The sequence below is a fragment of the Streptomyces phaeofaciens genome, assembly GCF_014648915.1.
GTDB lineage: Bacteria > Actinomycetota > Actinomycetes > Streptomycetales > Streptomycetaceae > Streptomyces > Streptomyces phaeofaciens.
Map to the genome: position 1 here is coordinate 179,149 of NZ_BMSA01000006.1, position 10,401 is coordinate 189,549.

The 10,401-nt window shown below is 70.1% G+C and carries 9 protein-coding genes, 1 tRNA gene and 1 pseudogene; 6 read left to right on the plus strand and 5 right to left on the minus strand.

The features are described from left to right. Positions 1-128: 128 nt before the first annotated feature. Together IE275_RS13900 and IE275_RS13905 are read left to right on the plus strand one after the other, a co-directional pair. A complete protein-coding gene (locus IE275_RS13900; protein WP_189711421.1) occupies positions 129-1,709 on the plus strand; it encodes an alpha/beta hydrolase in 1,581 nt (526 codons plus the stop codon). Between the two features lie 119 nt (positions 1,710-1,828). Further along, positions 1,829-1,902, plus strand: a tRNA-Thr gene (locus tag IE275_RS13905). Between the two features lie 92 nt (positions 1,903-1,994). Here the strand turns inward: IE275_RS13905 and IE275_RS47520 are convergent. Beyond that, a pseudogene (locus IE275_RS47520) lies at positions 1,995-2,204 on the minus strand (tyrosine-type recombinase/integrase); the annotation flags it as partial. Between the two features lie 70 nt (positions 2,205-2,274). On the opposite strand from IE275_RS47520, the gene IE275_RS13915 reads away from it, so the two are divergent. The 3 genes from IE275_RS13915 to IE275_RS13925 all read left to right on the plus strand — a co-directional run bounded on the left by IE275_RS13915 (position 2,275) and on the right by IE275_RS13925 (position 3,713). Then, positions 2,275-2,658, plus strand: coding sequence for a hypothetical protein (locus IE275_RS13915; RefSeq protein ID WP_189711423.1), 384 nt, complete (start codon positions 2,275-2,277; stop codon positions 2,656-2,658). After that, complete coding sequence (locus IE275_RS13920; RefSeq protein ID WP_189711425.1) at positions 2,655-2,951, plus strand: S1 RNA-binding domain-containing protein; 297 nt, start codon at positions 2,655-2,657, stop codon at positions 2,949-2,951. Before IE275_RS13915 ends, IE275_RS13920 begins: the two co-directional genes overlap by 4 nt. Before the next feature lie 300 nt (positions 2,952-3,251). Beyond that, positions 3,252-3,713 carry a hypothetical protein gene (locus IE275_RS13925; RefSeq protein ID WP_189711427.1) on the plus strand — a complete coding sequence of 154 codons (462 nt, stop codon included), beginning with the start codon at positions 3,252-3,254 and terminating at the stop codon, positions 3,711-3,713. A 110-nt stretch (positions 3,714-3,823) separates the two neighbouring features. On the opposite strand, the gene IE275_RS13930 is transcribed toward IE275_RS13925, so the two are convergent. Together IE275_RS13930 and IE275_RS13935 are read right to left on the minus strand one after the other, a co-directional pair. Further along, complete coding sequence (locus IE275_RS13930; protein WP_189711429.1) at positions 3,824-4,234, minus strand: nitroreductase family deazaflavin-dependent oxidoreductase; 411 nt, start codon at positions 4,232-4,234, stop codon at positions 3,824-3,826. Positions 4,235-4,273: 39 nt separating this feature from the next. Beyond that, positions 4,274-5,053, minus strand: coding sequence for an SDR family NAD(P)-dependent oxidoreductase (locus IE275_RS13935; protein WP_189711431.1), 780 nt, complete (start codon positions 5,051-5,053; stop codon positions 4,274-4,276). Positions 5,054-5,160: 107 nt separating this feature from the next. On the opposite strand from IE275_RS13935, the gene IE275_RS13940 reads away from it, so the two are divergent. Continuing rightward, positions 5,161-5,784: a TetR/AcrR family transcriptional regulator gene (locus tag IE275_RS13940; protein ID WP_189711433.1), complete on the plus strand. Its 624-nt coding sequence runs from the start codon at positions 5,161-5,163 to the stop codon at positions 5,782-5,784. A gap of 121 nt (positions 5,785-5,905) precedes the next feature. Here IE275_RS13940 and IE275_RS13945 read toward each other — a convergent pair whose 3' ends face one another. Together IE275_RS13945 and IE275_RS13950 are read right to left on the minus strand one after the other, a co-directional pair. Continuing rightward, positions 5,906-6,466: an alpha/beta fold hydrolase gene (locus tag IE275_RS13945; RefSeq protein WP_229870229.1), complete on the minus strand. Its 561-nt coding sequence runs from the start codon at positions 6,464-6,466 to the stop codon at positions 5,906-5,908. Positions 6,467-6,708: 242 nt separating this feature from the next. Further along, complete coding sequence (locus IE275_RS13950) at positions 6,709-10,107, minus strand: FG-GAP-like repeat-containing protein (RefSeq protein ID WP_189711434.1); 3,399 nt, start codon at positions 10,105-10,107, stop codon at positions 6,709-6,711. Positions 10,108-10,401 lie beyond the last annotated feature (294 nt).

The window sequence follows — 10,401 nt, forward strand, 5'->3', positions numbered from 1 at the left end:
CGACGGCGGCTGTCGCGCGCGGCCGGGGGCGGGGTGTGATGCGTCGACCGCGGTTGACGGCGTACCTCGTCCGTGGCACTTCGTGTACGTAAGGCGTTCGTGTCGTCGCGCAGAGTTACGCTCGCGGAATGCACACCAGGCGCTCTCCTCGCAGGTCCCCCCGCAGGTTCCTCACCGGTGTCACCCTTCTCTCCGTCGCGGCGCTGCTCGTCTCGGCCTGCTCCGCCGGGGAGGCCGCGAGTCCGGCCGGTTCCGCGGCGCGGGCGGAGCTGGCCGCGCTGCCGAGGGCGACCCCGTCGACGCTCGCGCCGTACTACGGGCAGGAGCTGGACTGGCGCTCCTGCGGGGTCCCCGGCTTCGAGTGCGCCACGATGAAGGCACCGCTGGACTACGCCCACCCGGGCGCGGGGGACGTCCGGCTCGCCGTCTCCCGGAGGAAGGCGACGGGACCGGGCAAGCGGCTCGGCTCGCTGCTGGTGAACCCGGGCGGACCGGGTGGCTCGGCGGTCGGCTACGTCCAGCAGTTCGCGGGGATCGGCTACCCGGTCGAGGTCCGCGCCCGGTACGACATGGTCGCCGTCGACCCGCGCGGCGTGGCCCGCAGCGAGCCCGTGCTCTGCCTCGACGGGCGCGAGATGGACTCGTACACGCAGACGGACGTCACCCCCGACGACCAGCGCGAGACCACGGAACTCGTCGACGCGTACCAGAAGTTCGCGGAGAGCTGCGGCGCCCGGTCGGCGGCGCTGCTGCGGCATGTCTCGACCGTGGAGACGGCCCGGGACATGGACGTGCTGCGGGCGGTGCTGGGGGACGCGCGGCTCACGTACGTGGGGGCGTCGTACGGGACGCTGCTCGGCGCGACGTACGCCGGGCTGTTCCCGGAGCGGGTGGGGCGGCTCGTCCTGGACGGCGCGATGGACCCGTCGCTGCCCGCCCGCCGGCTGAACCTGGACCAGACGGCCGGCTTCGAGACGGCGTTCCGGTCGTTCGCGAAGGACTGCGCGCGGCGCGGCGACTGCCCGCTGGGGACGCGGCAGGGCGAGGTCGGCCGCAACCTCAAGGCGTTCTTCCGCCGCCTCGACGCGCACCCCGTCCCCACCGGCGACCCGGACGGCCGCCGGCTCGGCGAGGCGCTCGCCACCACCGGTGTGATCGCCGCGATGTACGACGAGAGCGCCTGGGAGCAGCTGCGCGAGGCGCTGACCTCGGCGATCGAGGAGAACGACGGCTCGGCTCTGCTCGCCCTCTCCGACAGCTACTACGAGCGGGACGGCGACGGCCGCTACACGAACCTGATGTCCGCCAACGCGGCCGTGAACTGCCTCGACCTCCCGGCGGCCTTCTCCGGCCCCGAAGAGGTGCGCAAGGCGCTCCCGTCGTTCGAGAAGGCGTCCCCGGTCTTCGGTGAGGGCCTCGCCTGGGCCTCCCTGAACTGCACGTACTGGCCGGTGCGGGCCACGGGCGAGCCGCGCCGCATCGAGGCGAAGGGCGCCGCCCCGATCGTCGTCGTCGGCACCACCCGCGACCCGGCGACCCCGTACCCCTGGGCCCGGGCCCTCTCCCGCCAGCTCACCTCGGCCCGCCTCCTCACCTACGTCGGCGACGGCCACACCGCGTACGGCCGCGGCAGCGAATGCATCGACTCCGCGATCAACGCCTACCTCCTCCGGGGCACCCCTCCGACCCCGGCCAAGCGCTGCCGCTAGGCCAGGTCCGAGCACCTGGCGGCCCCCGGAAGCACCGCCTCCGGGGGGTGGTCCGAGCACCCCCGGAAACTGTGTAGACTTACCGACGTTGCTGATCGCACCATAGGTGTGGACAGCGCGCCGCCTTAGCTCAGATGGCCAGAGCAACGCACTCGTAATGCGTAGGTCTCGGGTTCGAATCCCGAAGGCGGCTCTGTGGAAGCCTCAGGACTCACTCGCCGTGACCTGGGGCTTTTGCTTTTACCGGATACGGCGACGGCGCTGAGCGCGGGCCGTGCGGCTGTCGAGGGTCTCAGTCGTGTCGCGGCTCCCGTCGTACAGGCGGTGGTCGTCGATCCCGGTCTCGGTCAGCAGTTCCTTGAACTCCTCGTAGTCGGCGCGCGGGTCGAGGGGGCGCCCGTCCGGCCGGGAGAACACGACGCGGTGTTCCTGCCACAGCTCCCCGGCGGCGGCGGGCATCTCCTCCCGGAGTGCCTTGTGGTCGTGCAGAAACGGCTCCGCGCCGAAGCGGATGACGAAGGCCAGCCGTCCGGGGACACCCTCCGGATTCAGTGTCCGGCTCTGGGTGACGGCGTCCTTCGGCGACAAGGCCGTGAACGCGGTCGACGCCGCGACGGACACCGTCAAGGCGGCCGACAAGACGAAGGACGCCGTCAAGAACGCCGACAACGTCACGCCGCCGTCCACCCCCAAGCCCAAGCCCCCGCCCAAGCCGGCCCCGCCGGCCAAGCCCAAGCCGGCTCCGCCGACCAAGAACGCCATCTACAAGGCGCCGTACAAGGGAAAGACCAAGAAGATCGAGGAGGAGGGCTTCAAGCCCGAGGACTACCCGGGCCGCAAGGGCCAGAACCCGGACGGCCACGCCTACTTCGGCCTGGGCGACAAGGGGCTGGTCGTGGCCGAGGACTACGCGGGGCGTGGCCCCTACGGAGTGATGGACGAGCTATGACCGACCATGAGGTGCCCGAGGCCGAGATGCGCCTCGTGGGGAGCGTCGTCGAGGGAGAGGCCACGGCGGTTTTCCCCTGGGGAGTCATCGTGGACCTGGGCCTGTCACGGGACGGCCTCATCGATGTCCTCTACATCGACGACGACGACAACTATGAGGTGGGTGACCGCGTGTCCTGCTGCCTGGATGCCTTCGACGAGATGAAGAACAAGTTCATCCTGAGGCCCCCGGGGCAGGTACCGCTCGCGGAACGCCTGCGCAGGCTCGAGGAGCGGCGAGGTCTCTCCTCCTGACCTTCCGGAGAACGGCGATCGCCGGGGAGCACGTGCGACGAGTTCCCCGGCGATCGCTTCACAAGGCCGATCTTCGTGGAGCAGCGGCACCCGAGGACGGGAGATCCACTTGATCGTGCCGGGCCGTGTGGCGGCTCCCGTCGTACAGGCGGCGGTCGTTGATCCCGGCCTCGGCGTGCCGCTCCTTGAACTCCTCGTGTTCGGCCGGCCGCCGCACGCGTCGGCGGCGCCATGTCCGCTTCGTTACTGGATCACCGGTATGGGGTAGTGCCCGGATACTTCTGATCTGGGGGGACCGAAGTGGGCGAGCTATTCGGAGTGATCGCATCAGTCGGTGTGGTGGCCTCTCTGTTGATCTCGACATGGCAGACGCGAGAACTGGCGCGGCAGTCGGCGATCAACAACGGCATCGCCGGTGCGTCCGCGATGTACAACGGGCTCGAACGACTCCACTACATCGAGACGTTCATAGCGGCAGCCCCTGAGTTGCACGTCTACTTCTACGGCGGCGCTGATCTGCCCACGCAGGAAGAGGCGAAAGCCCGCGTTCTCACCGTGACGCGCATGCTCGCAGACGCGTTGGACTACGGCCTCAGGATCACAACCCTCAACCCGGATATGGAGCGCTATGAAGGCTGGAGGGACTTCGCCCTCGCACTTCGTGCCTCGTCACCCCCCTTGGTTCAAGTGGTGAATGAGCACCCGGAATGGTGGACGGTGCTCTCGGCGCATTGGTCGGCCAACCCGTACGCGGGCGACTGACTCATCCGAAGTGCAGCAGCAGGCCGCCAGCCGGCGCGGAGGATTCAGCGTGATCTCCGAACAGGACTGGTCCGGGAGCGGCCCGGCCGCCCAGGTCCGCGACCCAGCGGTCAGCGGAAGGTGACGCGCGCCAGCCTGCTGTCCAGCCAGTCCCGCAGGTGGGTCGGTTGGGTGATGGTGCCGGGATTGTGGGGCTGGTTGAGGTCGGCGACGATCTCGGTGAGGATCCGGCGGCGCTCCTCGTCTTCGGTGACAGGGGCGGCACGGGCCGGCAGGTCCGCCCGGACGCCGTGCTTCAGGTGGAAGGTGAAGTCCGGGTGTGCCAGGAGGTTGGCGTACCAGCTGGTGGGGCGGCCTGAGGTGCCGCTGCACAAGTAGGTACGGCCCGACGCCCGGTAGAAGAAGATCTCGATCCGTCGCGGGCGGCCGGTCCGGCGGCCGGTCGTGGTGATGTCGATGATCCGCTCGCGTGTGCCCGCCGCGGGGGTGATCTCGATGGCCGCGCGTACCGCCGCGTCCATGGGTGGCTCCTTTCCCCGGTTGTCGGATGACGGGGGTGGTCAGACGGTTTCGTGCTTGAGGGCGGGGCCGAGCAGGAGGCCGCCGTCGATGACGAACTCCGAACCCGTGGCGAAGGACGCGTCGTCCGAGGTGAGGAACAGCAGGGCCCGGGTGATGTCGGACGGCTCGCCCAGGCGCGGGATCGCGAACGGTTCGGCCGAGTAGAAGTCGGCGATGGGGGCGTCGCTGTCGGCGGCGGGTTCGGTGATGAAGGGGGTGGCGATGACGCCGGGGTGGATGGCGTTGACGCGGATGTGGTCGCGGCCCAGTTCCAGGGCGGCGGTCTTGGTCAGGCCCCGGACGGCCCACTTGCTCGCCACATAGGGGGCGTACATCGCGGTGCCGCCCACGCCGGAGGTGGAGGCGATGTTGACGACGACACCGCCGCCGTTGCGGCGCAGCGAGGGGGCCGCCGCCTTGATGCCGAGGAAGACGCCGGTCAGGTTGATGCCGAGGACGCGGTCCCACACCCGGCGGTCGGTGGTCTCGATCGGGGCGGCGGGGTTCTGCACCCCGGCGTTGTTCACGAGGACGGAGAGCGGGCCGAAGTGCTCCTCGGCGGCCTGGACGGCGGCGTTCCACGAGCTTTCGTCGGTGACGTCGAGGCGGACGTACAGGGCACGGTCGCCGAGTTCGGCGGCGAGCGCGCGGCCCCGGTCCTCGGCGATGTCGGCGATCACGACGTCGGCGCCCTCGGCGTGGTAGGCGCGGATGTGACTGGCTCCCTGGCCGCCGGTGCCGCCGGTGACGAACACGGTGCGGTGGTCGAAGCGTCCCATGGGGTGGTTCCTTTCTCAGTGGCGAGTCAAGTGACTCGCCTCGCCACTGACCGTACGAGAGCGACGAGAGGTGAGTCAAGTGACTCACCTCGCCTAGGATGGTGTCCATGACCACCGAGCCGTCGGCCTATCACCAGCGCGTCGCCGAGGAGAAGCGGGCGGCGATCCTGCGCGCGGCCACCCGCCTTTTCCTGGATTCCGGATATGACCGGACGTCACTGGCCAAGATCGCCGAGGCCGCCGGGGTGTCGAAGGCGACCCTTTTCAAGCAGTTCCCGACCAAGGCGGCGCTGTTCGACGCGATCGTCACCGAGTCCTGGCAGGCGGGGGACGGGGACGAGGAAGCCCCGCCGCCGGGCGACCCCCGCGCGGGCCTCGCCCTGATCGGCCGGCGCTACGTCGCCCTGCTCACCCGCCCGGACATGGCCGACCTGTTCCGGATCGTCATCGCCGAGCTGCCGCGTTTCCCGGAACTGGCCGAGTCCCAGTTCCGCCGCGGCAAGATGCCCTACTTCGATTCGGTGCGCCGCTATCTGGAGGCGGAACGCGACGCCGGCACGGTTCGGATGGAGGATCCCGGGCTGGCCGCGACCCAGTTCCTCGGCATGATCTCCAACTACGTGTTCTGGCCCCGGATGCTCCTGCCGCACTGGTCCCCGGACGGTCCGGCCATGGAGCGGGTCGTGGACGAGGCCGTCCTGATGATGACGGCACGGTATGCCGAGGCCTGAGGCGGTGTGGCCCTCCTGACGTGCGGCTTCCCTCCCGCCGTCCGGGCCCGGGTGACGGGAGGGAGAAGCGCGGCGGCGGGGCCCGCTCAGCGGCCGGCGAGCGCCCGGATCTCGTCGGCGATCAGCTTGGGGTCCTCCTCGGCCATGAAGTGACCGCAGGAGACGGTGCGGTGCTCCAGATCGTCGGTCCACGCGCTCCACAGCGAGGAAGGAGGCGAAGAAGGGGTCGGCGGTCGCCCGGATCATCTCCTCGGGCAGGCCGGGGGTCTGGGCCATCAGGTAGAGGTGGAAGCCGACGGCGGCAGAGACCCCGTGCAGGGCGTCCCACAATGTCGAGGGTGGGCAGGACGTCGAGGAACAGGGCGCGGGAGACCGTCTCCGGGTGATCCATGGCGGCGCGGAACGCGACCAGGGCGCCGCGGTCGTGCCCGGCCAGGGTGAACCGGTCGTGCCCCAGTTCGGCGGCGAGGCGTACGACGTCCCCGGCCATGGTCCGTTTGGAGTAGACCTCGGGGCCGGTCTCGGCGGGCTTGTCGCTGGCGCCGTAGCCGCGCAGGTCCGGGCAGATGACGGTGCGGTCGGTCGCGAGGTCGGCGGCGACGTGCCGCCACATCAGGTGGGTCTGCGGGAAGCCGTGCAGCAGGACGACCGGGGCGCCGCCGACGCGGCACTCGGCGCGCACGCCCCCTCCTCCACCGGGTCGGCGGACAGCGACGCGTGAGAGCGGTCGCGGCTCTCACGGCAGTGTGTGCGTGAGCGGATGGCGCGGTACCGGGTGGGATCCAGCGGCATGACGTGGGGACAGCCAACGCGTTGATCAGCGGAAACGTGAGCGGGCCGCCCCGCCCGGTCGCGTAGCCGACACCACACGACCCCGGGCCGGAGGAATCCGGCCCGGGGCCCCATGGTGTTCGTGGGCGGGTGTCAGCCCAGGCGCTGCACCGTCGTCCAGCCGTCCGCGCGCAGGGTGGCCGCGGTGCCGAGGGCCGTGGCGGTGCCCGTGTACAGCTGGAGGGCACCGGCCGCGTTGGTGGCGAAGACATCGGGGATGCCGTCGCCGGTGATGTCGGGGCTGCCGTGGACCAGGGGGTGCTCGGTGTAGGTCCAGGTGCCGGAGACGTAGGTGTCGTCCCCGTCCAGGCTCGACGCGGACGAGCCCAGGCTGGCGAGGACCGTGCCGACCCCGTCGCTGTCGAGGATGCCCTTGCGCAGGATGAGGTTGCCGGCCGAGGTGCGGTACGTCATGTCGGCCGCACCGTCGTCGTTGTAGTCGGCGATCGCCACGAAGTCCCGCTCCGTGGCGCCCCAGGCGGAGGACGTCATCTTGGCCGCCTCGCTGAACGTGCCGCCGCTGTAGCCGCTGAGGATCCACAGCTCGTTGCCGGCCGCCCCGCCGGCCACGAACAGCTCCGGCTGCCCGTCCCCGGTGATGTCGCCCGCCGACTTGATCTCCGAGAAGGTGGAGGGGGCGGGTGTGCTCGCCGGGAGGCGTACCTCGACGCGCTTGGTGACGTCGATGGCGCCGTAGCCGTCGCCGGGGTAGATGAACAGGCGGCCGTCGGGTGTGCGGACCACCCAGTCGCTGACGCCGTCGCCGTTGAGGAAGTCCCCGTTGTGAGTGACCAGGGCGTAGGTGCCGGTGCCGTCCCAGATGTGCGGGGCGGTGGCGCCGTCCTTGATCAGGGTGCCCTTCTTGTGGGTGCCGAAGGCGCTGGACAGCCAGGTGCCGTTCTGCGACATCGAGTCGATCCAGAGGTTGCCCGCGGCGGTGACATGGGCGAGGTCGGCGTCGCCGTCGCCGTTGAGGTCGCCGGGGCCGTCGGCCGTGGTGCGCGGTTTGACGTAGAAGAAGTACTTGCGAGGGTTGGGGGAGAGGTTGCCGGCCGAGTCCACGGACTTGACGTACAGGGTGTTGGGGCCGGCGGCCGGGGGCTGGATGCCGGTGATGGTGGCCGTCTTGACGGCCGTCGTGCAGGACTTGGTGAGGCCGCCCGAGGTGCCCTGTGATCCGCCGGCGCAGGCGTAGCCGGCGTAGTTGGTGGAGTTGATGGACCAGACGAACTTCACGATGTCGGTCTCGGAGGACGAGCCGACCGCGAAGGTGAAGCTTCCGGAGTTGCCGAAGGGCTTGACGGACCAGACGTCGGGCTCGCTGTCGCCGTCGCCGTCACCGGGGAAGTCGGTGGAGACGACCTCCGCGGGGGAGTCGGGCAGGTCGGTGTCGTAGGTGAAGCGGCACACGCCGTCCCCGCCGGTGGGTGCCCAGCCGCTGCTGACCTTGGCGTCCCAGGCCCGCACCCGCCACGAGTAGGTGATCCCGGTGGACAGATACGACTTGATGGAGACCCCGCCGACCTCGCCGTCGTCCACGGACTTGGTGAAGGTCTTCGTCGTGGTGTCGGACTTGCCGGTCTGCCAGAGCTGGAACTCCAGCTTGGTCAGGTCGCTGTCCGGGTCGGTCGCCTTGCCGCTGATGGTGATCGTGTCGGCCTTGCCGACCTTGATGTACGGCGAGGCGGAGGTGTCGCAGGAGCCGGGGCTCATGGTGACGGACGTCGGGGTGTTCGGCTTCCGGTTGTAGGTGACGTCCAGCGTGGGGGAGCCGTCGCTCTCGGCCTTGAACTTCTTCCAGGAGTAGGTGTCCGTCTCCAGGCTGCTGGAGGAACCGGTCGGCGCGGAGGCCGAGGTGGAGGCCACCAGACCCAGGTTGAAGCTGGTCACGCCGTCGTCGGCCGCGTCCTGGAGCAGCGAGGTGACGGTGAAGTTGACGTAGGCGTCCGGGCAGGAGCTGTTGGACTTCCAGCCGTAGGCGAAGGACTTGGAGGTGATCTTCCGCTTCCAGGACGGCTGCCGGTTCCAGGTGGTCTTGGAGGTGAAGTCGCCCGTGCCCCACAGCTGGACCGTGCGCTTGCTGCACGACCAGGAGTGGGTCTCCAGGAGCTTCAGGGTGGCGCTGGAGACGTCCGCGCCCGAGATGGATTTCCTCAGTTTCATGCGGAAGAACGAGCGGGCCGTGCCCCAGGTCTCCCGCTCGAAGCCGACGCGGGCTTCCTTCGTGTCCTCGTTGTAGTTCGCGCCGTCGTAGAAGCTGGAGCTCGGGTACCGCTTGTAGACCGTGGTCCAGTTGGCGCGGATCCCGGTGGTGGAGGGGTCGAGGAACAGCGGGTAGGTCAGGTCCTCGGTGTCCGCGAGGTAGTTGCCCGGCGGGGTGATCGTCAGCACGTCGCCGCCGAACTCGGCGGCGGCCGTGGTGGCGTGGGCGCCCTCGCCGGGGCCGTTCACGGCGGGCAGGGCGAAGGTGCCGGAGGCGGACGTCCGTACGCCGTCGTAGGCGACGGGGTCGGCGTCGTTCCCGGTGTCGTCCGGGTTCTCGTGCGGGACCTGGTCGGCCGGCACGTCGTCGGGGTTCTCGCGCGCGGGCGCCTTCTCGACGACCTCGGGGTCCTCGTTGGTGCCGGTCGCGGCCTCCGGGTCGGCGGACTCGCCGTCGGTGTCGTGCGTGCCCGCCGAGTCCCACAGGAACGGTGTGGGGGAGACGGCGATCTCGTTGCCGTCGCCGTCCTTGGCCATGAGCACATCGGTGCCGGGGTCGAGGGTGAAGGAGAGGCTGGAGGAGGTGACCCGGTAGCGCGGCGGGTCGGCGGCGAGCCGCTCCGCGGCCTCGGGCGTGTGGACGACCAGGACGTGCGTGAAGCCGCTGTCCCGGGCGGACAGCATCAGGTCCACGCCGGGCAGGACGTCCTCGTACAGTGCGCGGTTGTCCTCGACCCGCGGTTCGGGCAGCTCGCCCGGCCACGCGAACTCGATCTCGTGGGCGTCGGCGGTCATCGTCAGCAGGGGGGTCCACGAGGTTCCGGCCGTGTCGGCGGCCTGCCCGGTGGAGGTGGCTCCGGTGCGGAACACCGCCGACCGGACGGCCGTACCGGATCGTCGGGCCGACGCCTTGCGGGCGCCGCCCTTTTTGCTTTCTCCGGCCGAGAAAGTCACGGGATAAGGGCTGTTGACGGTATGCCAGCCCTTGTCGCTTTTACGCAAACTGGTGTCGACGGGTGCCCATTCGCCCTGGGAATTCTTCGCACGCAGGGGCGCCACGGAGACCGAGTAGGTAAATGTTCCGTCAGGATTTGCGTACGTGGTCGAGAACTCGTCGGTGAGCGTGGCGACTTCGACCCGCTTGCCGCTCCTGCGTGCCCGTGACTGGGCCTCGTCCTCGTCGACCGGCTGCGCGGCCCGTTTGGCCGTGGCATCGGAGACGGTGTCGCCGTCGTCCCGCAGCGCGAGCAGCGCGCCGCCGCCGGCCAGTACGGCCAGTGCCACGGCCACGGCCACTGCGCGCCGAACGCGCCGTCTACCAGGGGGATTTGGTTCTGCGGCGGTGTCGAGGTCGCTCAAGGGGCCTTCTCCACAACAGGCTGGACCGCGGTGCGGCGGGCGCCGCGGCGGCATGGCTCTTCCGGTGTGCCCTCAAGGCCTGGTGGCAAGCCGTGGCGAGCGCTCGACTCCCCGGATCGGGCGGTTGGAGTATGAACAGCTCCTCCCGGCCAGATCAACACCCTTTGATCACACGTGTGTTGAGCGCGGTCGCGCAACGACCCGGCAAAGGCTTCTGGTGAGAAT